Origin of the sequence: Serratia sp. BW106 (assembly GCF_002607755.1) — a bacterium.
GTDB classification, from domain to species: Bacteria; Pseudomonadota; Gammaproteobacteria; order Enterobacterales; family Enterobacteriaceae; genus Serratia; species Serratia proteamaculans.
On the sequence record NZ_MCGS01000024.1, the window covers coordinates 40,551 to 63,573 of the forward strand.

Here is a 23,023-nt window from a genome sequence, read left to right on the forward strand (position 1 = left end):
AAGAGGCGGGATTGTAATAATTGTACAGTCCTGAGTCAATTCACATTGCGCTAGCCTACCTGGTTGTCTGCCAATTCGGAGTAAAATCCGGTATTGGCCCGTGGTCACCGCAGAATCCTGTCTGGTTAATGACACACCATTTAGGAACCAGGTACACACGTAGGGCGAAGATTATACGGACTCGGAGGTAAATCGCAAGGATCCCGATGCGATCCTTAGGGGGAAAAGCAAGGATCTTGCGTGGATAACAGGGTATAACCGGTTGACAATGTAAAAAATCCCTTTCCCCACGCGGGATTTTGCCTGCAATTTAACGAGACTGGCGAAAAGATCGCCGCAGGCCGGGGCCTGTGGATAAAATGGATCTAATCTGTGATGAAGGGGAGGATCTCTTGCGCGGATTGCGCTATGATCCGTCATTCCGATCGCGATCTCTCAAGCGGGGATCGTGAGGGACATAAACCGTGAAAGGCGGTTCGCATCCCCCACAGGCAAACAGCCGATGCCGGGTATGTGTCAAAAATCATGAGTTATAAAAAATTAGCCTGATTCTTTTCTTTTATTGATCTTGTTCGAGTGGAGTCCGCCGTGTCACTTTCGCTTTGGCAGCAGTGTCTTGCCCGATTGCAGGATGAGTTACCTGCCACAGAATTTAGTATGTGGATACGCCCATTGCAGGCGGAACTGAGTGACAATACCCTGGCGCTTTATGCGCCCAATCGTTTTGTGCTGGATTGGGTTCGCGATAAATACTTAAACAATATCAATGGCCTGTTGAATGATTTCTGCGGTACGGATGCCCCATTACTGCGTTTTGAAGTGGGTAGCAAACCGCTCTCCCAAATCATCAGCCAGACCGTTACTGCCAGCGTAAGTGCACCCAGCGCGCCAATAGTACGCGTCGCGGCACCTTCGCGCCCAAGCTGGGACAACGCGGCACCGCAGCCTGAACTTTCTTACCGCTCCAACGTTAACCCAAAGCATACCTTTGATAACTTTGTAGAGGGTAAATCCAACCAATTGGCGCGCGCGGCGGCCCGCCAGGTGGCGGATAACCCGGGCGGAGCCTATAACCCGTTGTTCCTTTATGGCGGTACCGGTTTGGGTAAAACTCACCTGTTACATGCGGTGGGCAACGGCATCATGGCACGCAAGGCCAACGCCAAAGTGGTCTATATGCACTCGGAACGCTTTGTGCAGGACATGGTCAAAGCCCTGCAGAACAATGCCATTGAAGAATTTAAGCGTTACTACCGTTCGGTCGATGCGCTGCTGATCGATGACATACAATTTTTTGCCAATAAAGAGCGTTCGCAGGAAGAGTTCTTCCATACCTTTAACGCCCTGTTGGAAGGCAATCAGCAGATTATCCTGACCTCCGACCGTTATCCGAAAGAGATAAACGGGGTGGAAGATCGTCTGAAATCCCGCTTCGGTTGGGGGCTGACGGTAGCGATCGAACCGCCGGAGCTGGAAACGCGCGTAGCGATCCTGATGAAAAAGGCCGATGAGAACAATATCCGTCTGCCGGGCGAAGTGGCGTTCTTTATCGCCAAGCGCCTGCGTTCCAACGTGCGTGAGCTCGAAGGGGCGCTGAACCGCGTGATCGCCAACGCAAACTTTACCGGCCGTGCCATTACCATTGATTTCGTGCGTGAAGCGCTGCGTGATCTACTGGCGCTGCAGGAAAAGCTGGTCACCATCGATAATATTCAAAAGACGGTGGCGGAATACTATAAAATTAAAATCGCTGATTTGTTGTCCAAGCGGCGTTCGCGTTCCGTTGCTCGTCCGCGCCAAATGGCGATGGCGCTGGCAAAAGAACTCACCAACCACAGCCTGCCAGAAATCGGCGATGCGTTTGGTGGCCGCGACCATACCACGGTGTTGCACGCCTGCCGGAAGATTGAGCAGTTACGTGAAGAAAGTCACGACATCAAAGAAGATTTCTCCAATTTAATCAGAACATTATCTTCCTAGCGCTATGAAATTTATCGTTGAACGTGAGCATCTGCTAAAACCGCTGCAACAGGTGAGCAGCCCGCTGGGCGGCCGCCCAACACTGCCAATTCTGGGTAACCTGCTGCTGCAGGTGACGGAAGGCTCCCTGCTGTTGACCGGTACCGATCTGGAGATGGAGATGGTGGCGCGCGTTGCCCTGTCCCAACCCCATGAAGCGGGCGCGACTACCGTCCCCGCGCGTAAACTCTTTGATATCTGCCGTGGCTTGCCTGAAGGGGCCGAGATCACTGTAACGTTGGAAGGCGAGCGTATGCTGGTGCGTTCCGGCCGCAGTCGCTTCTCTCTCTCTACGTTGCCCGCGGTAGATTTCCCGAACCTGGACGACTGGCAGAGTGAAGTTGAATTTTCTTTGCCGCAGGCGACGTTGAAGCGCCTGATCGAAGCCACGCAGTTCTCGATGGCTCACCAGGATGTGCGTTACTACTTAAACGGCATGCTGTTTGAAACCGAAGGTGAAGAGCTGCGTACCGTGGCGACCGATGGTCACCGTCTGGCAGTGTGTTCGATGCCGATCGGTCAGCAATTGCCGTCGCATTCGGTGATCGTGCCGCGTAAAGGGGTGATGGAACTGGTGCGTCTGCTGGACGGCGGCGATACGCTGCTGCAACTGCAGATCGGCAGTAACAACATCCGCGCCCACGTCGGCGACTTTATCTTCACTTCCAAGCTGGTTGACGGTCGTTTCCCTGATTATCGTCGCGTATTGCCGAAGAATCCGGACAAAACGCTGGAAGCCGGTTGCGATCTGCTCAAGCAGGCATTTGCTCGCGCGGCCATTTTGTCGAACGAAAAGTTCCGTGGCGTGCGGCTGTATGTCAGCCAAAACCAGCTCAAGATCACCGCCAACAACCCTGAACAGGAAGAAGCGGAAGAGATCCTCGATGTCAGCTACGACGGCACCGAGATGGAAATTGGTTTCAACGTCAGTTACGTGCTGGATGTATTGAACGCGCTCAAGTGTGAAGATGTGCGCCTGCTGCTGACCGACTCGGTTTCCAGCGTGCAGATCGAAGACGGTGCCAGCCAGGCAGCGGCTTATGTCGTCATGCCGATGCGGTTGTAGTCTCATTACCTTGAATTACAGCACCGTCATCGGTAAAGAGATTGCATGGCTCTGACGCGTTTACTGATTAAAGATTTTCGCAATATAGAAGATGCAGATTTGGCGCTGGCGCCGGGATTCAACTTCCTGGTGGGGCCCAATGGCAGCGGAAAGACCAGCGTGCTTGAGGCGGTTTACACCCTCGGGCACGGGCGGGCTTTTCGCAGCCTGCAGGCCGGTCGGGTGATCCGCCACGACCAGCCGGAGTTTATTTTGCACGGCCGTATTGACGGTGCAGAACGTGAAATATCCGTAGGATTAAGCAAGAGCCGTCAAGGGGACAGCAAGGTACGCATCGATGGCAGCGACGGCCACAAAGTGGCTGAACTGGCGCAGCTATTGCCGATGCAACTGATTACCCCCGAAGGTTTTACCCTGCTAAACGGTGGGCCGAAATTCCGGCGCGCCTTCCTGGACTGGGGCTGTTTTCATAACGAACCCGGTTTTTTCACCGCCTGGAGCAACCTGAAACGGTTACTGAAGCAGCGCAATGCCGCGCTGCGCCAGGTCAGTCGCTATGCGCAGATCCGCGCCTGGGATCAGGAACTGATCCCCTTGGCCGAGCGTATCAGCGAGTGGCGGGCAGCTTACAGCGACGCGATTGCCGCGGATATTACCGCGACATGCGCGCAGTTTTTGCCCGAATTTGCCCTGAGTTTCTCTTTCCAGCGTGGCTGGGACAAAGAGAGCGACTACGGAGAGCTGCTGGAGCGCCAGTTTGAGCGTGACAGGGCGTTAACCTATACCGCGGTGGGGCCGCATAAGGCGGACTTTCGCATCCGTGCCGACGGCACGCCGGTAGAGGATTTGTTATCGCGCGGTCAGCTTAAACTGCTGATGTGCGCGTTGCGCTTAGCGCAGGGTGAGTTTCTCACCCGGCAGAGCGGGCGGCGTTGCCTGTATCTGATTGATGATTTTGCCTCCGAGCTGGACACCGGCCGTCGCCGGTTACTGGCCGATCGCCTGAAAGCCACCCAGGCCCAGGTCTTTGTCAGTGCCGTGAGCGCTGAACAAGTGACCGATATGGCCGGTGAAAAGGGCAAGATGTTCCGCGTGGAACAAGGTAAAATAGAGGTTCAACCACAGGACTAAAATGAGCGAGAAACGTTGATGTCGAATTCTTATGACTCCTCAAGTATCAAGGTATTAAAAGGGCTGGACGCGGTGCGTAAGCGCCCGGGCATGTATATCGGCGACACCGATGATGGCACCGGTCTGCACCACATGGTATTCGAGGTTGTGGACAACGCTATCGACGAAGCACTCGCTGGCCACTGTAGTGACATCCAGGTGACCATCCATGCCGATAACTCCGTTTCGGTACAGGATGACGGCCGTGGTATCCCGACCGGTATTCACGAAGAGGAAGGGGTTTCTGCGGCACAGGTGATCATGACCGTGCTGCATGCCGGCGGCAAATTTGATGACAACTCCTACAAGGTTTCTGGCGGTCTGCACGGCGTGGGTGTTTCGGTTGTTAACGCCCTGTCTGAAAAACTGGAACTGGTGATCCGTCGCGAAGGCAAGGTGCACGAGCAAACCTACGCCATGGGTGAACCACAGGCGCCGCTGAAAGTGGTCGGTGAAACCGATCAGACCGGCACCACGGTGCGTTTCTGGCCGAGCTATGAAACCTTCACCAATAATGTCGAATTTGAGTACGATATTCTGGCCAAGCGCCTGCGCGAACTCTCATTCCTGAACTCTGGCGTGTCTATCCGCCTGAAAGACAAACGCACGGACAAAGAAGACCACTTCCACTATGAAGGCGGTATCAAGGCGTTTGTTGAGTACCTGAACAAAAACAAAACCCCGATCCATCCAAACGTGTTTTATTTCTCGACCATGAAAGACGACATCGGTGTGGAAGTGGCGTTGCAGTGGAACGACGGTTTCCAGGAAAATATCTACTGCTTCACCAACAACATCCCACAGCGTGATGGGGGTACCCACCTGGTCGGTTTCCGTACCGCGATGACCCGTACCCTGAACAGCTACATGGATAAAGAAGGCTACAGCAAAAAAGCCAAAATCAGCGCCACCGGTGACGATGCGCGTGAAGGCCTGATTGCTGTGGTTTCGGTGAAAGTGCCGGATCCGAAGTTCTCTTCTCAGACCAAAGACAAGCTGGTTTCTTCTGAGGTGAAAACGGCGGTTGAAACGCTGATGAACGAGAAGCTGGTCGATTATCTGATGGAAAACCCGAGCGATGCGAAAATCGTCGTCGGCAAAATCATCGATGCGGCACGTGCTCGTGAAGCAGCGCGTAAAGCGCGTGAAATGACCCGTCGTAAAGGCGCATTGGATCTGGCCGGCCTGCCGGGCAAACTGGCGGATTGCCAGGAACGTGACCCGGCACTGTCTGAACTGTACCTAGTGGAAGGGGACTCAGCGGGCGGCTCTGCCAAGCAGGGGCGTAACCGTAAGAACCAGGCGATCCTGCCGTTGAAAGGTAAAATCCTCAACGTTGAGAAGGCGCGCTTCGACAAGATGCTGTCTTCACAGGAAGTCGCGACACTGATCACTGCACTGGGTTGCGGCATTGGCCGCGATGAGTACAACCCGGACAAGCTGCGCTATCACAGCATCATTATCATGACCGATGCCGACGTCGATGGCTCGCACATCCGTACGCTGCTGTTGACCTTCTTCTACCGTCAGATGCCGGAAATCATTGAGCGCGGTCACGTGTTCATTGCCCAGCCGCCGCTGTACAAGGTGAAAAAAGGCAAGCAAGAGCAGTACATCAAAGATGACGAGGCGATGGATCAGTACCAAATCGCCATCGCGATGGACGGTGCCACCCTGCACACCAACGCCAGCGCCCCTGCGCTTGCCGGTGAGCCATTGGAGAAACTGGTTGCCGAGCACTACAGCGTGCAGAAGCTGATCGGTCGCATGGAGCGCCGCTACCCGCGTGCACTGCTGAACAACCTGATCTACCAGCCGACGTTGTTGGAAGGCGATTTGAGCGATCAAGCCAAGGTTAAGACCTGGATTGATTCGCTGGTGAAATTGCTGAACGATAAAGAACAGCACGGCAGCAGCTATGACTCGGTGATCTTTGAGAACCGTGAGCGCCAGATGTTTGAGCCGATCCTGCGCATTCGTACCCACGGTGTGGACACCGACTACGCGCTGGACTTCGAATTCATCCACGGCGGTGAATACCGCAAAATCTGCGTGCTGGGTGAGAAACTGCGCGGCCTGATCGAAGAAGATGCCTACATCGAACGTGGTGAGCGTCGTCAGCCGATTGAAAGCTTCGAGCAGGCGTTGGAGTGGCTGGTGAAAGAGTCACGCCGTGGTCTGGCAGTACAGCGTTATAAAGGTCTGGGCGAAATGAACCCAGAGCAGCTGTGGGAAACCACCATGGATCCGGAAAGCCGCCGCATGCTGCGCGTGACGGTGAAGGACGCCATTGCTGCTGACCAACTGTTCACCACCCTGATGGGTGATGCGGTTGAACCTCGTCGTGCCTTTATCGAAGAAAATGCCCTGAAAGCGGCAAACATCGATATCTAACCCCTTTCTCCCCAAAATAATTCAGGTTGCATCAAGGCGGCAACTGAGCGAATCCCCAGGAGCTTAGATAACTAAGTGACTGGGGTGAGTCAAGGCAGCCAACAAAGAGGCAGCCTGAAGTATGATGGGGGCATTGAAAATCCGCGCCGGGCAACCCGCGCGGATTTTTTTACGCCGTTTTTGGCGCTGACATTACGGGCTGAAACGCGTTAGCATGGGGAAAACCACTGGGAGAGGCTCTAATGGCTATTGAATTGATTGCGATTGATATGGACGGCACGCTGCTCAACCCGCAGCACCAGATTACGCCGGCGGTAAAGCAGGCGATCGCCGAGGCACGCCGCAAAGGGGTGCATGTGGTGCTGGCCACCGGGCGGCCTTACGTCGGCGTGCAGGATTATCTGCGTCAGTTGGATATTCAGGGCCCCGGTGATTTCTGTATTACCTATAACGGCGCACTGGTTTTACAGGCGGCAGACGGCGCCTGCATCCTGCAGGAAACGCTGGGTTTTGAGGATTACCTGCACTTCGAGAAGATGGCTCGCGAGTTTGGCGTCCATTTCCAGGCGTTTGATTTTGACACTTTGTATACCCCGAACAAGGATATCGGCAAATACACCGTACATGAGTCTGAGATGACCGGTATTCCGCTGAAATACCGCAGCGTGGAAGAGATGGATCCTTCGATTCGTTTCCCGAAAGTGATGATGATCGACGAACCGGAGCTGTTGGATCGCGCTATCGCTCGCATCCCGGCAGAAACGCGGGAACGTTACACCATCCTGAAAAGCGCGCCTTATTACCTGGAAATCTTGCATCAGAAAGTGGATAAGGGGGCTGGGGTGAAAATGCTGGCCGATCATCTCGGTATTGCGCGTGAAAATGTGATGACGTTGGGCGATCAAGCCAACGACACGGCGATGATTGAGTATGCCGGGTTGGGCGTGGCAATGGGCAATGCTATCCCGGAACTGAAAGCGGTAGCACAGTACGTTACCACTACCAACACTGAAGACGGTGTAGCCCGCGCCATCGAGAAATTTGTGCTGAATGCCTGATAGTATTTTGCCTCCAAGGGGCGCAGCCGCGCCCCTTTAAGCCGCTTATAACCGCGCTAAAATGCCCTTCACAATCTGCACGTCCTGAATCGCCAGCCCGGTCAGATCGGCCAGGGTGATTTGCTGAGGGTCGCTGCGCACTTTTATCCCCTGAGCCAATGCGGTACCCAGTTCGACGATCGGCGTCGATTTAAGCAAACCCTGCCGGTAAGCAGTAGCGATCTCACCAAACTCGGTACATTGTGCCAAAGAATCCACCAACAGCACATCCGCCCTGGCCACCAGATCGGCTGCCAGCTCTTGCTTGCCGTGACTGTCCGCGCCGACCGCGGTGATGTGGGTACCGGGCTGGATATCCGCCGCCTGCAGAATGGGTTCGCGACTCGGAGTGGTGGTGACAATCAAGCGGCAGTGCGCTGCCAGTTCCGCCGCATCCTGGGTGATCTGCACCCGGAAACCTTCGGCTTCGGCATCGCACCGGTAGGCTTGCAAAGCGACTTCGTTGCGACCCCATACCCAAACCTCGCGGCAGGCGGTCTGGGGTTTTAACTGTTGCAACTGCAACCGGGCCTGCATGCCGCAACCGACGATGCCAATCGCCGGGATCTCCGCCGGAGCGCAGAGTTCGGCGGCAATTCGCCCGGCCAGCGCGGTGCGTAATGCGGTTAGCCAACCTTCGTCCAGCAACAGTGCCTGCGGCTCACCGGTTTGCGCCGAGAAGGCCATCATCAGCCCCTGATTACTGGCCAGCCCTTGCGCCGGATTACGGTAAAAGCCGGAAGAGACCTTGACGACAAATTGCTCGTCGCCTTCCAGCCAGGCCGATTTAATGCAGCTGTCACCAGCCGCCTGTTCAAACAGAAAATGCTGTACCGGCGGCTGTTGCACTTGTTGCTGTGAATAGGCAATAAAACCCTGTTTGAGCAACAAAGTGACGGCATCTGCATTGAAAACGTCAAGGATCTGCCGTTTGTTAATGATTTTCATCGGCAATGGCCTTGAGGTATTTCTCCAGCACGATGTTTTTCCCGCACAGCACCACCGCCACTTTTTTTCCCTGGAATTCCGCTGCCAGTTTGATGGCGGCGGCCAAGGCCACCCCGGCGGCGCCTTCGATGATCCAGCGATCGCTGGCGGCTATCTGACGCATGGCCTGTTTGATTTCCGCTTCACTGACCAATATTTTGCGATCGATTACCTGCTGGCACAGCGGGAAGGTGATGGCACCTGGTTCGACACCGCCCGCGGTACCATCGGACAGGGTGTCCTGCTCTTCTACCGGGTAAATATGACCGGCCTGTAGCGCGCTATACATGCTGGTGGCATTTTCCGGCCAGCAGGCAATAAGCTGGGTTTTCGGCGACAATTGCTGCAAAACGGTGCCAATTCCTGAGATATAACCCCCGCCGCCCACGGCGACGAATACCGCATCCAAATCCGCTTGTTGCTCCACCAACTCCATGCCGCAGGTACCCTGGCCGGCAATCACCTGTGGGTCGTTATAGGGGGAAATATAGACCTTGCCCTGTTCAGCGGCGGCCTTTTCTCCCGCCTGTTCGGCATTCAGCGCGTCGCCCGGTACCAGCTCGACCTTGCCACCCAGCGCACGGATGGTCTCGAGTTTGATCGCTGCTGCTGTCTCCGGGGCATACACCGTCACGCTGACGCCCATCAATTTTCCTGCCAGCGCGACGGCCTGGCCGTGATTGCCGGTCGAGGCAGCGATCACTCCGCGACTGCGCTGTGACTCACTCAGCAGCCGCAGTTTGTTGCTGGCGCCGCGAAACTTGAAAGAGCCGGTATGTTGCAGATGGTCGCATTTCAGATACAGCTCGCAGCCCAACTGCTGTGACAGCAGCACGCTGCGTTCCAGCGGGGTCACGCGAACCTGCGGGCGCAATTGCTGATGGGCGGTAACAATCGCGTCAAATAGCTGACTCATACAGACTCCTTGATATTTTTCAGATAGTTGTAGACGGTAGCGCGGCCGATGCCGAGGATTTTGGCGACGTAGCCGGCGGCATTTTTTCCTTTGAAGGCCCCTTGGTGATACAGCGCCTCCACCATGGCCCGCCGGCCAGCGCCGTTAAGCGAGCTGAGCGTTTGCTGGCGTTGTTGCAACCATTGGTGAATAAAGGTGTTGATGCGCTCCTGCCAGTCGTCCTGGAACAGCACGTCCGGCTGCGGTTGCAGGGCATTGCCGCCAAGAAAGACTTCCAGCGCGGCTTTGGCGCTTTCCAGCACGGTGATATCAAGATTGATGCACATCAGACCAATAGGGTCGCCATTATCATCGCGCAATACTGCGCTGATAGAGCGCAGTTGGCTGCCATCCCAATTGCGCTTCAGATAGGGGCCGATCACCTGCAAACCACGATCGTCCTGTAGTTCGCTCAGGTTGGAGTCTTCGCCCAGCTCACGCTGCGATCGGTTATTGCTGATGTAAACCAGCTTCTGGCTGGCAAGATCGTGAAGTGCCACTTCGGCGTAAGGGGCAAACAACAACGTAATGGCATCGGCGATGGCGTGGTAGCGGTTCAGCATGGTGATCTTTTTTTAGATTTAAAAATCCAATTTAGAATTTATTTTCTAGTTTGTAAATCACTAAGCTTCCCGATTCGGTGTTTTTTTGTGATCAATCTTGTATTACAAGATGGTTTTTCGTGCTTACAATGCGCGGCAGCCTATTAAGTAATCAACCGGGTTTTAATCTTCATTGGCAGGTTTGTTCGGCTGACGAGATGGAAACACCATTGGATGCGTGGTTTATCAGAAACAGATCGCGCAAAAAGAACGTATTGCTCTGGGGGATAGATTATGGATGCCAGTACTTATTCCACGACAATCAAAAAGATGAACCGACGTATTATTCCATTTATTATGCTGCTTTATCTTATTGCATATATAGACAGATCTAATATTTCCATTGCTGCGTTGCAGATGAATGCCGATTTGGCGCTCAGCGCCGAGATGTATGGTATTGCCGCCGGGATTTTCTATATTTCCTACATTATTTTTGAAGTCCCCAGCAACATATTATTGAGCCGTATCGGTGCCAAGATATGGATTGCGCGCATCATGGTCACCTGGGGCATTATCGCTGCCGGTATGAGCCTGGTACAAACGCCGACGCAGCTCTATGTGATGCGTTTTTTACTTGGCGTGGCAGAGGCCGGGTTTACCCCAGGAATTATTTATTATCTTTCCTGCTGGTATCCGCGCAGCGACCGTGCGCGTGCCATGTCGATGTTTTACATCGGCGCAGCCTTGGCTTCGGTTATTGGCCTGCCGCTTTCCGGCAGTATCCTGAATATGCACGGCTTATTTGAAATAGCCGGATGGCGCTGGCTGTTTTTGCTGGAAGGTATCCCGGCGGTGTTATTGGGTATCCTGACCTATTTTTATCTCGATGATGCGCCGCAACAAGCAAAATGGCTGGCACCTTCGCAACGCCAATGGCTGGTCAAAAAAATGGCCGGCGAAATGGCGGAGACTGCGGGGGGACAATCACATCGCTGGAGCCAGGCACTGACCAACCGGCGGGTTTGGGCGCTGAGCTTTATGTGGTTGTTACAGGCGTTCGGCACCATAGGTATCACGCTATTTTTGCCTTTGATCGTCAAAGGGGTCGTCACGCAGCAAAGTTCCTTTGTCGTCAGTGTCCTTTCCGCCATCCCGTTTTTCTTTGCCTGCATTTTCATGTATTTCAATGGTCGACACTCAGATTTGACCGGTGAGCGTTCGCTGCATTTGGGCGGGCCGCTGATTGCCGCCGGTCTGCTGCTGCTGGCAGCGATTTATTGCCAAAATCTGGTGTTGGCCTACGGCATGTTGGTGCTTACTGTCGCGTTGAACTGGGCGATCACCCCTATTTTCTGGGCGGTAACTACCGAATCGATCGCCGGTGTGGCGGGGGCGGCGTCAATTGCCTTGATTAACGCCGTTGCCAATATTGCCGGCCTGGTGTTTCCGCCGGTCATGGGACGAATTAAAGATGTTACCGGCAGCTATGATATCGCGTTGATGGCCATTGCTGCGGCGTTAGTGGCGGGGGGCATTATAGGCCTGCGGCTCGGCAAGCCTGTGTTGGCTGGCGCTGGCGTGGCGGCTTTGCGGGAGAACAATAATGGCTGAGAACATTTTGCAGGCCTCACCCTTGCCGCAAAGTCTGGTGGTGCGGCTGCGTCAACATTTTCCGTTGGTGGATATGCGCGAGCTGGCGCCCTTGGCATTGGCATCACTGGCTGACGAATTCACCGTACTGCTGGTTGATGGAGAAACGGCGGTCAGTGCGGCGCAAATTACCGCCTTGCCGCAGTTAAAACTGATCGCGGTATTTGGTGTGGGTTATGAGCGGGTGGATGTGCTGGCTGCAAGGGCGAAGGGGGTTCGGGTAACCCATACGCCCGGGGTGCTGACCGATGACGTTGCCGATCTGGCGATTGGACTGCTGCTGGCGACGGCCAGACAGATTGGCGGCGCACAACGTTTTATCGAGCGTGGAGGTTGGCTGCAAGGCAGCTATCCATGGACGCGCAAGGTCAGCGGCGCACGCCTGGGCATTCTTGGTCTGGGGCGGATCGGGCGGGCTATCGCTCAGCGGGCGGCGGCCTTCAATATGGCCGTCAGTTATCATTCCCGCCAACAAGCTGCCGACTTCACCGGGCGTTTTTTTGCGACTCCGCTGGCATTGGCAGATCATTGCGATTTTCTGTTGGTTTGCACTAACGGCGGGGCCCAGACGCGTGCGCTGGTGGATGCCAGGGTCCTGGCAGCGCTGGGTTGCGACGGCATTTTAATCAATATTGCGCGTGGTTCGGTGGTGGATGAAGCGGCATTGGTGACGGCGATTGATCGGGGAACCATCGCCGGTGCCGGTCTGGATGTCTTTGAATGTGAGCCGCAGGTGCCTGCCGCGTTGATGGGGCGGGACAATGTGGTACTGACGCCACATATGGCCAGTGCGACCCACTGCACGCGACGGCTGATGGTCGATCTGGTGTTCGACAACATAGCGGCCCATTTTGCCGGTCGCCCCTTGCCAACGCCGGTTGTGGAAAGCCCCAATGCTTAGCATCACCCTTTCTTTATTCCTGCCTGATGATCACTCAACGATCGCTGTAGGTTATTGGCCCCCTTCACATGAATTGTCTGTTTTGTGATCTTGATTGTAGTACAACATTATTTGTTGGTACTACAATGCGGGCAAGGTTACTTAGGTAAGTCATAAAGATTGTGCTGCAACCGCAGGACGCCAGTGGGAGACGCGGGTAAAGTAAATCCGTTATCACAGGATGGCGAATGCCACGGAGAAACCATGAACAAGCAGCAGATCGGTAAAACCGACCGCATCATCATCGAGATGGGCCAGCAGATCGTCGGCGGCAAGTATGTCCCGGGCGCGGCGTTACCGTCAGAGGCTGAGCTGTGCGAAGAATTTGAAACTTCACGCAATATCATCCGCGAAGTCTTACGTGCGCTGATGGCCAAGCGACTGGTGGAAGTGAAGCGCTATCGCGGCGCATTTGTGACGCTGCGTAACCAGTGGAATTACCTGGATACCGACGTCCTTAACTGGGTGCTGGCACAGGATTACGACCCACGTCTGATCGCATCGATGAGTGAGGTTCGCAACCTGGTGGAGCCTACCATCGCCCGCTGGGCGGCAGAGCGGGCGACTTCCAGCGAACTGGCGGTGATAGAGGCGGCGCTGAACGACATGATAGCCCACCATCAGGAGCGTGAACGCTTCAATGAAGCCGACATTCGCTACCACGAAGCGGTGCTGGCGGCGGTGCATAACCCGGTACTGCAACAGCTCAGCGTGGCGATCAGTTCTCTGCAACGCGCGGTGTTTGAGCGTACCTACATGTCGGATGAGGACAATATGCCGCGTACCCTGCGTGAACATCAGGAATTGTATGACGCTATCCGTCATCAGGATGCGGATGCCGCAGAGCAGGCGGCAATGGCGATGATCGCCAGCTCGACCAAACGCTTAAAGGACATTACTTGACTGCTCCCCGTACTGGGCGAGGTCTTCAGAGGGCTATTTGATGAGTGACAGCTTTATCGCGATTGACTGGGGTTCCACCAACCTGCGCGCCTGGCGTTACGAACAGGGCGTCTGTGTCGACAGCCTGCAGTCAGAGGCCGGTGTTACCCGCCTTGGCGACCGCACGCCGCAGCAGGTTTTCAGCGAGCTGATGGCGCGCTGGGAGGCACCGTTGCCGGTGGTGATGGCGGGAATGATCGGTAGCAATGCCGGCTGGCAGCAGGTTCCCTATCTGTCTTGTCCAACCCGCCTGACCGAGGTTGCCCACCAGTTAACGGCGGTAGAGCCGGCTTTACCTTACCGGGCCTGGATTATTCCGGGTATCTGTGTCGAACGTGAAGACAATTGCAACGTTATGCGCGGTGAAGAAACCCAGTTGATAGGTGCCTATGCGGAACAGCCGTCGGCGCTCTATGTCATGCCCGGCACTCACAGTAAATGGGTGCGAATGGAGGGTGACATTCTGGCAGATTTCCGCACGGTGATGACCGGCGAACTGCATCATCTGTTGCTCCGCCATTCGTTGATCGGCGTGGGGCTGAACGAGCAGCAACCGTCACCGCAGGCATTTTCGCGCGGGCTGGAAACCGGCATGAATGAAAGCCACATCGTGCGCCGTTTATTTGAAACCCGCGCTGCTCACGTGCTCGGCAAACTGGAGAAAAGTTCGGTCAGTGACTGGCTTTCCGGGTTGCTGATTGGCAACGAAGTCGCGCAGATGCAGCGTGAATACCCGCTGCCGTCGAGTGCCTCGTTAACGGTGATCGGGAATCCGCAGTTGGGCGAGCGCTATGCCCAGGCATTGAATCTGGCCGGAATACGCTACCAGCTACTGGACGGCGATCGGGCTTTCCAATCGGGAATAAGGAGCATTGTGCATGAGCTGGAACACTGAACTGCCGCTGATTGCCATTCTGCGCGGTATTACGCCACAGGAAGCGGGTGAGCATGTACAAACGTTGCTGGACGCGGGGTTCGATGCGATCGAAATTCCGATGAACTCGCCGGGCTGGCAACAAAGTATCGGCGATACGGTGAAAAAATTCGGCGACCGGGCCCTGATTGGCGCAGGCACCGTGCTGCAACCGATGCAGGTGGATGAACTGGCGGCGGTGGGCGGAAAGCTGGTAGTAACGCCCAATACTCAGCCGGCGGTGATCCGTCGGGCAGTGGAACTGGGCATGACGGTTTGCGCCGGTTGCGCTACCGCTTCAGAAGCATTCAACGCTCTGGAGGCCGGTGCTCAGGCGCTGAAAATTTTCCCGTCGGTTTCTTTCGGCCCAGATTACATCAAGGCGCTGAAAGCGGTATTGCCGCCGCAGATCCCCGTTTTTGCCGTCGGCGGGATCACGCCGGAAAACTTGCCTTTGTATCTGGCCGCAGGCTGTGTGGGGGCGGGGTTGGGAGGCGATCTCTATCGCGCTGGCCAATCGGTGGAGCGCACCGCTCAGCAGGCTGCCGCTTTCGTTTTAGCCTATAAGGAAGCCACCCAATGAAAATAACCAAAATGACCACCTACCGGCTACCGCCGCGCTGGATGTTCCTGAAAATTGAAACCGATGAAGGTATCGTCGGCTGGGGCGAGCCGGTGATTGAAGGACGGGCGCGCAGCGTGGAGGCGGCGGTGCACGAGCTGTCAGAATATGTGGTTGGCCAGGATCCCGCACGCATTAACGATATCTGGCAGACGCTCTACCGTGGCGGTTTCTATCGCGGAGGCCCAATCCTGATGAGCGCGATCGCCGGCATTGATCAGGCTTTGTGGGATATCAAAGGCAAGGCGCTGGGTGTACCGGTTTATCAGCTGCTGGGCGGCCTGGTACGCGACAAAATCAAGGCTTATAGCTGGGTGGGCGGAGATCGTCCTTCTGACGTGATCGCCGGCATCAACAAGCTGACGGAAATCGGCTTCGACACCTTTAAACTCAACGGCTGTGAAGAGATGGGCATCATCGACAGTGCGCGTAAGGTGGATGCAGCGGTGGCGGTGGTGGCGCAGATCCGCGAAGCCTTTGGCAACCGTATCGAGTTTGGTCTGGATTTCCATGGCCGCGTCGATGCGCCGATGGCGAAAATCCTGATCAAAGAACTGGAACCCTACCGTCCGTTGTTTATTGAGGAGCCGGTACTGGCGGAGCAGGCAGAGTACTATCCACGTCTGGCAGCGCAAACGCATATCCCGATTGCCGCCGGTGAGCGCATGTATTCACGCTTTGATTTCAAACGGGTGCTGGCGGACGGTGGCCTGGCGATTATTCAGCCGGACTTGTCTCACGCCGGTGGTATCACCGAATGCTTTAAGATTGCCGCGATGGCGGAGACTTACGATGTAGCACTGGCACCGCATTGCCCACTGGGGCCGATTGCGCTGGCTGCCTGTCTGCATGTGGATTTTGTGGCGCGTAATGCGGTGTTCCAGGAGCAGAGTATGGGCATTCACTACAATCAGGGGGCCGAACTGCTGGACTATGTGGTGAATAAAGACGATTTCAAAATGACCGACGGCCATTTCTACCCGCTGACCAAACCGGGGCTTGGGGTAGAGATCAACGAAGAGCTGGTGATCGAGCGCAGTAAACAAGCGACGGATTGGCGTAATCCGGTGTGGCGTTACCCAGACGGTGCAGTGGCTGAGTGGTAATCGCGTATTAAATAATAATTAAATTCATCTTTAACAGGCACCTCACTGTGTCTCGCTTGACGTCGCCGTCAGGCGAGGTACCTGGCTGAAAACAGAGAGTGGAAGTGGGCCAGATGAATAACTGACTGTGCTTGCCAGTTAGTTATTAAATAAGCGACCGGGAAATTAACTTTATTATTCCCCATTATATTAACCGCTCCGATTTCTCATGGCGGATGTCGCGGTTGGTGTTTTGTCAGACCGCATGGTTGCTCCACGTCATTTGAAAAATAGTTAAATCATTATCAGTAACTCGACTCGGCGGCGCTACCCTACAATATCGCACCGCTATTATTAAAATCCGAAAAATAACGGAATAAAGATAATGGATACAACATTGACCTCAACACCAAGAAGTAAACGCCGCTATCTAACGTTATTAATGATATTTGTCACCGTGGTGATTTGCTATGTTGACCGCGCCAATCTGGCGGTGGCTTCGGCGCATATTCAACAAGAGTTTGGTATCAGCAAGGCGCAGATGGGTTATATCTTCTCGGCTTTTGCCTGGACCTATACCCTGTGTCAGATCCCGGGGGGTTGGTTCCTGGATCGCGTCGGCTCAAAGCTGACCTATTTTATTGCCATCATGGGCTGGTCGATCGCCACCTTGCTGCAGGGGTTCGCCAGTGGCCTGGTATCGCTGATTGGCCTGCGTGCAGTGACCGGGCTGTTTGAAGCGCCGGCATTCCCCACCAACAATCGCATCGTCACCAGTTGGTTCCCCGAGCAGGAGCGCGCTTCGGCAGTGGGGTTCTATACCTCCGGCCAGTTTGTCGGGCTGGCTTTTCTGACACCGCTGTTGATCTGGGTGCAGGAGTTGTTGAGCTGGCACTGGGTGTTCATCATTACCGGCGCGGTTGGCATTGTTTGGGCGCTGGTGTGGCAGCGTGTGTACCAGTCGCCGCGCCACAGCAAAGGGGTGAATGACGCCGAGCTGAAATATATCCAGGCCGGTGGCGGCATGGTGGACGGCGACGTCGCGTCGGAAAAGAAAAATCGTGTCCCGCTCACCGCGGCTGACTGGAAGCTGGTGTTTCACCGCAAGCTGGTCGGGGTGTATCTGGGCCAGTTCGCCATTACTTCGACGCTGTGGTTCTTTCTCACCTGGTTCCCGAACTATCTGACGCAGGAAAAACACATTGCGGCGCTGACCGCCGGCTTTATGACCACGGTACCCTTCCTGGCGGCGTTCTGCGGTGTCTTGTTATCCGGTTTTGTCGCCGATCGCTTGCTGCGCAGCGGCCGTTCGATAGGGTTTGCACGTAAAACGCCGATCATCTGCGGATTGTTGTTATCCACCTGCATTATGGGAGCCAATTACACCAACGATCCGCTGTGGATTATGGTGCTGATGGCTCTGGCGTTCTTTGGTAACGGTTTTGCCTCCATCACCTGGTCGCTGGTGTCATCGCTGGCACCGACCCGGTTGATCGGTTTGACCGGTGGGGTGTTCAACTTTGTCGGCGGGCTGGGGGGGATCACGGTTCCGCTGGTGGTGGGTTATCTGGCGCAAGATTACGGTTTTGCACCGTCGCTGATTTACATCGCCGTAGTGGCGTTGCTCGGCGCGTTGTCGTATCTGCTGTTGGTGGGTGATGTGAAACGCGTCGGCTGATCCGGTAAGATGGCGGCTCAGTGCCAGCATGAGCAGGGGAGCCGCCATGAGCCATCGGGAAAAACAGCTGACTTTTGATCCACGTGGACATCAGTTAACCAATATTAACGTCTGGACGCCGGACAGCCAGTGGCTGGCCTATGACGTACGGCCGAGCGGCGCTTCTTTCACCGGCCTGAGCATCGAACGGGTGAACGTTGACAGCGGGATAGTGGAAGTGGTGTATCGCGCTCAGCACGGTGCCCACGTGGGCGTGGTGACCGTCAGCCCCGATGCACCGGCGCGCTATGCCTTTATTCACGGCCCGGAGCATCCTGATAGCGTTTGGCATTACGATTTTCACCATCGTCGTGGGGTGATCGTCAGCGAACCGGATCGCGAACTGGCCATTACCCTCGATGCGATGGATATCACCGCACCTTATACCCCAGGCGCCCTGCGCGGCGGCACTCACGTTCACGTGTTTAGTCCGGACGGCAGTCGCCTGAGCTTTACCTACAATGACCACGTGATGCATGAGCTGGACCCGGCGCAGGATCTGCGAAACGTTGGGGTGGCCGTACCGTTACAGGGTGTGAATCCCCCCAAGCAGCATCCGCGTGAGTATGATGGCAGCCATTACTGCGTGCTGGTCAGCGAGACTACGCCGCAACCGCAACCGGGCAGTGACCAAATTAATCGAGCCTACGAAGAGGGCTGGGTCGGCCAACACGGCTATATTCGACCAGACGGACGGCAGCAGCGCTGGGCGCTGGCGTTTATCGGCGATACGATTTCCAGCAGCGGTGAAACGTTACCCGAGGTTTTCATTGCTGATTTGCCGCAGGATGACGCCGATTACGCCAAAGCCGGTGCCCGTCCGTTGCAAGGCACCGCCACCCATTTACCTGCGCCTCCGTTGGGGGTACGTCAACGGAGGCTGACCTTTACCGGCCGGCGGCGTTATCCCGGCGTGGTGACCACTCCCCGTCACTGGCTGCGCAGTTCACCCGACGGCAGTATGATCGCCTGCCTGATGAAGGATGACTCGGGAGTGGTGCAACTGTGGACGCTTTCACCCAACGGCGGTGAACCGCACCAGGTCACCCGCGGTGAGCAAGGGATCCAGTCGGCATTCAGTTGGCATCCGCAGGGGGGCCGGATTGCACTGGTGTGTGATAACAGCCTGATGTTGTGTGAGGTGGCCAGCGGGCGGATGCAGCGTTTGACGCAACGTACTGCACTGCCGCCATCGGGGGATGCGATCGTGTTCTCGCCGGACGGCAGCAAAGTGGCGTTTATGCGTGAAATCGACGGATTCAGCCAGATTTTTGTGGCCGAGGTGTGAGCTAATGCGGGTACATGGCCCGCATCAAACTATTTTACTGCGGCGTGGCCGCGGCGGCATGAGCAGGGTCGCCGCTGGCGGCCAGGTTCTGCTCTTCACCGCGCAAGATGCGTGCTTTCGGTGAGTCTGCGGTGCCGTCACTGCCGGAGCGCAGGTAGTCGTAAGGCAGCAATACGGTGTCCATCACCGCCGAGAAAGGCAGGTCCAACGCCACCAGTGGCATCATCGCCCAACTGGTATTGTCGTCCTTCAGAACGTCCATGCTGGCACGAGTGCCGGGATAGTAGCCCTGATTCGGGCCGGTGTGACTCATCACACTGGAGCAGCCGTTGGTCGCTAACAGCATGCAACTGGTTGCAATCACTCTTATCGTTTTCATTTTCCATCCTGCAGGGTGCTGTTCCCCAAAATCTGCTGATCTATAACATCTTGTGGATGTTTTAAAAGGAGCAAGAGCCCGCTCTGTGGCGGCCGTCTCAGTTTATTGTAAGGGATAAAAAAACTTTCGCCGCACTGATTATCATTTTTTTGATCGTCCGCGCTTGAAATGGTGAAAGCAACCCCCATTTTCTTATCAGAAGTAAATTAAGAATTCGCCGTAAGGGAATTCTGATTATTTAGCCTGTCCCAACGGGAAGGCTTAATTATTAAACCTCGCTGAAGTGCCTTAGGAGGCTGTTTTATGCGTAATTTTGATCTCTCTCCGCTCTACCGTTCCGCGATTGGCTTTGACCGTTTGTTTAATGCGTTGGAGGCGGGCCAGAGTCAGGGGAATGGCGGTTATCCCCCTTATAATGTTGAGCTGGTGGATGAAAATCATTACCGCATCACCATCGCGGTGGCCGGTTTCGCCGAGCAAGAGCTGGAAATTACCGCCCAGGATAACCTGCTGATAGTACGGGGTGCCCATAATAACGAACCGGCGGAAAGAACCTACTTATATCAAGGTATTGCCGAGCGCAACTTTGAACGTAAATTCCAGTTGGCCGAGCATATCCAAATTAAAGGCGCCAAATTGGAAAACGGTTTGTTGTATATCGATATGGAACGTATCGTGCCGGAAACATTAAAACCGCGCCGGATCGAAATTAAATAATGCCTATTTCATCGGCGGAACGAACCGCCGGTGCAATGTGAGTTAATTTGCCTGCCGTCAGGGGGCACAGCTTAATTTACCCTATGAATTTCAAGTTACAGTTAGGCGACCAGCTCATTTAGCCCACGGAGCTTACTTTAGTAAGTGACTGGGATGAATGAGTGCAGGTAACAACACTGTAGCTTGAAAGGCGACGGGTAAAGTCTCGCTTCATAGAAGGAGTTTACACTATGCGTAATTATGACTTATCCCCGCTGCTGCGTCAGTGGATCGGTTTTGACAAGCTGGCCAGTTCAATGGGCGGCCAGGAGCCGCAAGGGTTCCCGCCTTACAACATCGAGAAAAGCGACGATAACCACTACCGCATTTCTCTGGCGCTGGCCGGGTTCAAGCAAAGCGAGCTGGATATTGAAGTTGAAGGTCCGCGCCTGACCGTGCGCGGCAAGCCGACGCCAACGGAAAAGCAGGTGGAATATCTGCACCAGGGGCTGGTGTGCAAAGAGTTCACCCTGACCTTCACGCTGGCTGAACATCTGCAGGTGTCCGAGGCTCAGTTTGAAAACGGCCTGCTGCATATTGATCTGGTGCGTCAGGTACCGGAAGCCCTGCAGCCACAGCGGATTGCCATCGGCACCACGCCAGGGCTGGAAGCCAAATAACCGACTGAGAAACAGTTAAATTTTCAGGGGGAAGTCCTAACGGGCTTCCCCCTTTGCTTTCTGTGGCGTAAGCCACAGTCACCCTTTCCCGCTTATGCCAAAATCCCTGTTAACTGTGCGTCTTTAACCGCAAACCGGTTGTTAAACTTCTGGCAAGGATGTGACCTATGAGCGAAATCGCCCTGACCGTCAGCATGTTGGCGTTGGTGGCCGTTCTCGGGCTGTGGATGGGTAACTGGAAGATCTATGGGGTGGGACTGGGCATCGGTGGGGTGCTGTTCGGTGGCATTATCGTTGGGCATTTCGCCCAGAGTTGGCAGCTCAATCTTAACGGCGACATGTTGCACTTCATCCAGGAGTTCGGCCTGATCCTGTTCGTGTACACCATTGGTATTCAGGTCGGCCCGGGTTTCTTCTCTTCCTTGCGGGTCTCCGGACTAAGGCTCAACGGTTTCGCCATTTTACTGGTGTTGGTTGGCGGGGTCGTTGCTGCAGTGGTTCATAAGCTGTTTGCCGTGCCGCTACCGATCATCCTGGGTGTGTTCTCCGGGGCGGTCACCAATACCCCCGCGCTCGGCGCCGGGCAGCAAATTCTTACCGATTTGGGGTCTGACCCGGCCCTGGTCGATCGCATGGGCATGGGCTACGCCATGGCTTATCCGTTTGGCATCTGTGGCATTCTGCTGGTGATGTGGCTGATACGCCTGTTTTTCCGCATTAATATCGAGCGGGAGGCGCAGGCGTTTGAAAGCAGCCTGGGCAACCAGCGCGAACTGCTGCACACCATGAACGTGGCAGTGTGCAACCCCAATCTGCAGGGAATGGCGATCAAAAATGTGCCGTTGTTGAACGGTGAGGACATCATCTGTTCGCGGCTGAAACGCGGCGATTTGCTGATGGTGCCGGCCCCGCTCGAGAAGCTGGAACTGGGCGACTATCTGCATCTGGTGGGTAAGCGCGAAAGCCTGGAAAATGCCCGGCTGGTGATTGGCGAGGAGGTCGACGTTTCGCTGTCAACGCGCGGTACAGAGCTGCAGGTGGTGAGGGCGGTGGTGACCAATGAGAAGGTGTTGGGCAGTAAAATCCGCGATCTGAACCTGAAGCAAAAATACGACGTGGTGATCTCGCGCCTCAACCGTTCCGGTGTCGAGCTGGTGGCCGGCAGCAATGTGACGCTGCAATTTGGTGACATTCTCAATCTGGTGGGCCGACCTGAATCGATCGAGGCGGTGGCAGCGATTGTCGGCAACGCCCAACAGAAGCTGCAACAGGTGCAAATGCTGCCGGTGTTTATCGGTATCGGTCTGGGCGTGCTGCTGGGGTCGGTACCGCTGTTTATTCCGGGTTTCCCGGCGGCCTTGCGTCTGGGGCTGGCCGGTGGCCCGCTGGTGGCGGCGCTGATCCTCGGGCGTATCGGCAGCATCGGCAAGCTGTACTGGTTTATGCCACCCAGTGCCAATCTGGCATTGCGTGAATTGGGGATCGTGCTGTTTCTGGCGGTGGTGGGCCTGAAGTCGGGGGGCAACTTTGTGGATACGCTGATTAACGGTGAAGGGTTGGCCTGGATTGGCTATGGTGCGCTGATTACCGCTATCCCGTTGCTCAGCGTGGGCGTACTGGCGCGGATGGTGGGCAAGATGAACTACCTGACGCTGTCCGGCATGCTGGCAGGGTCGATGACCGATCCACCGGCACTGGCCTTCGCTAACGGCCTGCACCCGACCAGCGGCGCTGCCGCGCTGTCCTATGCCACGGTTTATCCGTTGGCGATGTTCCTGCGCATCATGTCGCCGCAGTTGCTGGCGGTACTTTTCTGGGCAATGTAAAAAACTGGGCCATGTAAAACGACGGGGCGCCACGCTGAACTGAACCCCAAATGTT

The 23,023-nt window shown here is 55.5% G+C and carries 20 protein-coding genes; 16 read left to right on the plus strand and 4 right to left on the minus strand.

Going from position 1 to position 23,023, the window contains the following annotated elements; genetic code table 11:
- The first annotated feature begins 588 nt into the window (after positions 1 to 588).
- From dnaA to yidA, 5 genes are all read left to right on the plus strand, one after another.
- Positions 589 to 1,980, plus strand: coding sequence for a chromosomal replication initiator protein DnaA (gene dnaA, locus BEI65_RS17540; RefSeq protein ID WP_012004506.1), 1,392 nt, complete (start codon positions 589 to 591; stop codon positions 1,978 to 1,980).
- A gap of 4 nt (positions 1,981 to 1,984) precedes the next feature.
- Positions 1,985 to 3,085: a DNA polymerase III subunit beta gene (gene dnaN / locus BEI65_RS17545; RefSeq protein ID WP_099064430.1), complete on the plus strand. Its 1,101-nt coding sequence runs from the start codon at positions 1,985 to 1,987 to the stop codon at positions 3,083 to 3,085.
- A gap of 45 nt (positions 3,086 to 3,130) precedes the next feature.
- Positions 3,131 to 4,216, plus strand: a complete 1,086-nt coding sequence (gene recF, locus BEI65_RS17550; RefSeq protein ID WP_099064431.1) for a DNA replication/repair protein RecF — start codon at positions 3,131 to 3,133, stop codon at positions 4,214 to 4,216.
- Between the two features lie 18 nt (positions 4,217 to 4,234).
- Positions 4,235 to 6,649: a DNA topoisomerase (ATP-hydrolyzing) subunit B gene (gene gyrB, locus BEI65_RS17555; protein WP_099064432.1), complete on the plus strand. Its 2,415-nt coding sequence runs from the start codon at positions 4,235 to 4,237 to the stop codon at positions 6,647 to 6,649.
- Positions 6,650 to 6,891: 242 nt separating this feature from the next.
- Positions 6,892 to 7,707 carry a sugar-phosphatase gene (gene yidA, locus BEI65_RS17560; RefSeq protein ID WP_099064433.1) on the plus strand — a complete coding sequence of 272 codons (816 nt, stop codon included), beginning with the start codon at positions 6,892 to 6,894 and terminating at the stop codon, positions 7,705 to 7,707.
- Positions 7,708 to 7,752: 45 nt separating this feature from the next.
- On the opposite strand, the gene BEI65_RS17565 is transcribed toward yidA, so the two are convergent.
- From BEI65_RS17565 to BEI65_RS17575, 3 genes are read right to left on the minus strand one after another with little or no spacing between them, the layout of a single operon-like run.
- Complete coding sequence (locus tag BEI65_RS17565; RefSeq protein ID WP_099064434.1) at positions 7,753 to 8,694, minus strand: ornithine cyclodeaminase family protein; 942 nt, start codon at positions 8,692 to 8,694, stop codon at positions 7,753 to 7,755.
- Entirely contained in the window at positions 8,681 to 9,649 is a 969-nt protein-coding gene (locus tag BEI65_RS17570) for a threonine/serine dehydratase (RefSeq protein WP_099064435.1), read from the minus strand. Before BEI65_RS17570 ends, BEI65_RS17565 begins: the two co-directional genes overlap by 14 nt.
- Positions 9,646 to 10,251, minus strand: coding sequence for a transcriptional regulator (locus BEI65_RS17575; protein ID WP_099064436.1), 606 nt, complete (start codon positions 10,249 to 10,251; stop codon positions 9,646 to 9,648). Before BEI65_RS17575 ends, BEI65_RS17570 begins: the two co-directional genes overlap by 4 nt.
- A gap of 273 nt (positions 10,252 to 10,524) precedes the next feature.
- On the opposite strand from BEI65_RS17575, the gene BEI65_RS17580 reads away from it, so the two are divergent.
- The 8 genes from BEI65_RS17580 to BEI65_RS17615 all read left to right on the plus strand — a co-directional run bounded on the left by BEI65_RS17580 (position 10,525) and on the right by BEI65_RS17615 (position 19,387).
- On the plus strand, positions 10,525 to 11,841 hold the full coding sequence (locus BEI65_RS17580) for an MFS transporter (RefSeq protein ID WP_099064437.1): 1,317 nt from the start codon (positions 10,525 to 10,527) through the stop codon (positions 11,839 to 11,841).
- The gene (locus BEI65_RS17585) at positions 11,834 to 12,781 is read left to right on the plus strand and encodes a 2-hydroxyacid dehydrogenase (RefSeq protein WP_099064438.1); all 948 of its coding nucleotides are present in this window, start codon (positions 11,834 to 11,836) and stop codon (positions 12,779 to 12,781) included. Before BEI65_RS17580 ends, BEI65_RS17585 begins: the two co-directional genes overlap by 8 nt.
- 243 nt (positions 12,782 to 13,024) lie before the next feature.
- A complete protein-coding gene (locus BEI65_RS17590) occupies positions 13,025 to 13,723 on the plus strand; it encodes a FadR/GntR family transcriptional regulator (RefSeq protein WP_099064439.1) in 699 nt (232 codons plus the stop codon).
- A 40-nt stretch (positions 13,724 to 13,763) separates the two neighbouring features.
- Positions 13,764 to 14,657 (plus strand): 2-dehydro-3-deoxygalactonokinase, encoded by an 894-nt coding sequence (locus BEI65_RS17595; protein WP_099064440.1) that lies wholly within the window; start codon positions 13,764 to 13,766, stop codon positions 14,655 to 14,657.
- Positions 14,641 to 15,258, plus strand: coding sequence for a 2-dehydro-3-deoxy-6-phosphogalactonate aldolase (locus tag BEI65_RS17600; RefSeq protein ID WP_099064441.1), 618 nt, complete (start codon positions 14,641 to 14,643; stop codon positions 15,256 to 15,258). Before BEI65_RS17595 ends, BEI65_RS17600 begins: the two co-directional genes overlap by 17 nt.
- The gene (gene dgoD / locus BEI65_RS17605; protein ID WP_012004518.1) at positions 15,255 to 16,403 is read left to right on the plus strand and encodes a galactonate dehydratase; all 1,149 of its coding nucleotides are present in this window, start codon (positions 15,255 to 15,257) and stop codon (positions 16,401 to 16,403) included. Before BEI65_RS17600 ends, dgoD begins: the two co-directional genes overlap by 4 nt.
- 364 nt (positions 16,404 to 16,767) lie before the next feature.
- Positions 16,768 to 18,060: an MFS transporter gene (locus BEI65_RS17610; protein ID WP_099064442.1), complete on the plus strand. Its 1,293-nt coding sequence runs from the start codon at positions 16,768 to 16,770 to the stop codon at positions 18,058 to 18,060.
- Between the two features lie 46 nt (positions 18,061 to 18,106).
- Entirely contained in the window at positions 18,107 to 19,387 is a 1,281-nt protein-coding gene (locus tag BEI65_RS17615; protein ID WP_099064443.1) for a DUF3748 domain-containing protein, read from the plus strand.
- Between the two features lie 34 nt (positions 19,388 to 19,421).
- On the opposite strand, the gene BEI65_RS17620 is transcribed toward BEI65_RS17615, so the two are convergent.
- Entirely contained in the window at positions 19,422 to 19,766 is a 345-nt protein-coding gene (locus BEI65_RS17620) for a YceK/YidQ family lipoprotein (protein ID WP_099064444.1), read from the minus strand.
- 303 nt (positions 19,767 to 20,069) lie between these two features.
- Between BEI65_RS17620 and ibpA the strand changes: the two genes are divergently transcribed.
- The 3 genes from ibpA (at position 20,070) to BEI65_RS17640 (ending at position 22,968) form a co-directional block, all read left to right on the plus strand.
- Positions 20,070 to 20,483: a small heat shock chaperone IbpA gene (ibpA, locus tag BEI65_RS17630; protein WP_099064446.1), complete on the plus strand. Its 414-nt coding sequence runs from the start codon at positions 20,070 to 20,072 to the stop codon at positions 20,481 to 20,483.
- A gap of 230 nt (positions 20,484 to 20,713) precedes the next feature.
- On the plus strand, positions 20,714 to 21,142 hold the full coding sequence (gene ibpB, locus BEI65_RS17635; RefSeq protein WP_099064447.1) for a small heat shock chaperone IbpB: 429 nt from the start codon (positions 20,714 to 20,716) through the stop codon (positions 21,140 to 21,142).
- Positions 21,143 to 21,309: 167 nt separating this feature from the next.
- Entirely contained in the window at positions 21,310 to 22,968 is a 1,659-nt protein-coding gene (locus BEI65_RS17640) for a putative transporter (protein WP_085115180.1), read from the plus strand.
- The last annotated feature ends 55 nt before the right edge of the window (positions 22,969 to 23,023 follow it).

What these genes read in the sequence shown, in the direction of transcription:
- recF (WP_099064431.1), top strand. Translation starts at nt 3,131, where the DNA reads ATGGCTCTGACGCGTTTACTGATTAAAGATTTTCGCAATATAGAAGAT.
- ibpB (WP_099064447.1), top strand. Translation starts at nt 20,714, where the DNA reads ATGCGTAATTATGACTTATCCCCGCTGCTGCGTCAGTGGATCGGTTTT.
- BEI65_RS17580 (WP_099064437.1), top strand. Translation starts at nt 10,525, where the DNA reads ATGGATGCCAGTACTTATTCCACGACAATCAAAAAGATGAACCGACGT.
- BEI65_RS17620 (WP_099064444.1), bottom strand. Translation starts at nt 19,766, where the DNA reads ATGAAAACGATAAGAGTGATTGCAACCAGTTGCATGCTGTTAGCGACC.
- BEI65_RS17615 (WP_099064443.1), top strand. Translation starts at nt 18,107, where the DNA reads ATGAGCCATCGGGAAAAACAGCTGACTTTTGATCCACGTGGACATCAG.
- BEI65_RS17590 (WP_099064439.1), top strand. Translation starts at nt 13,025, where the DNA reads ATGAACAAGCAGCAGATCGGTAAAACCGACCGCATCATCATCGAGATG.
- gyrB (WP_099064432.1), top strand. Translation starts at nt 4,235, where the DNA reads ATGTCGAATTCTTATGACTCCTCAAGTATCAAGGTATTAAAAGGGCTG.
- BEI65_RS17585 (WP_099064438.1), top strand. Translation starts at nt 11,834, where the DNA reads ATGGCTGAGAACATTTTGCAGGCCTCACCCTTGCCGCAAAGTCTGGTG.
- BEI65_RS17595 (WP_099064440.1), top strand. Translation starts at nt 13,764, where the DNA reads ATGAGTGACAGCTTTATCGCGATTGACTGGGGTTCCACCAACCTGCGC.
- BEI65_RS17600 (WP_099064441.1), top strand. Translation starts at nt 14,641, where the DNA reads ATGAGCTGGAACACTGAACTGCCGCTGATTGCCATTCTGCGCGGTATT.
- BEI65_RS17640 (WP_085115180.1), top strand. Translation starts at nt 21,310, where the DNA reads ATGAGCGAAATCGCCCTGACCGTCAGCATGTTGGCGTTGGTGGCCGTT.
- yidA (WP_099064433.1), top strand. Translation starts at nt 6,892, where the DNA reads ATGGCTATTGAATTGATTGCGATTGATATGGACGGCACGCTGCTCAAC.
- BEI65_RS17565 (WP_099064434.1), bottom strand. Translation starts at nt 8,694, where the DNA reads ATGAAAATCATTAACAAACGGCAGATCCTTGACGTTTTCAATGCAGAT.
- ibpA (WP_099064446.1), top strand. Translation starts at nt 20,070, where the DNA reads ATGCGTAATTTTGATCTCTCTCCGCTCTACCGTTCCGCGATTGGCTTT.
- dgoD (WP_012004518.1), top strand. Translation starts at nt 15,255, where the DNA reads ATGAAAATAACCAAAATGACCACCTACCGGCTACCGCCGCGCTGGATG.
- BEI65_RS17570 (WP_099064435.1), bottom strand. Translation starts at nt 9,649, where the DNA reads ATGAGTCAGCTATTTGACGCGATTGTTACCGCCCATCAGCAATTGCGC.
- BEI65_RS17575 (WP_099064436.1), bottom strand. Translation starts at nt 10,251, where the DNA reads ATGCTGAACCGCTACCACGCCATCGCCGATGCCATTACGTTGTTGTTT.
- dnaN (WP_099064430.1), top strand. Translation starts at nt 1,985, where the DNA reads ATGAAATTTATCGTTGAACGTGAGCATCTGCTAAAACCGCTGCAACAG.
- BEI65_RS17610 (WP_099064442.1), top strand. Translation starts at nt 16,768, where the DNA reads ATGGATACAACATTGACCTCAACACCAAGAAGTAAACGCCGCTATCTA.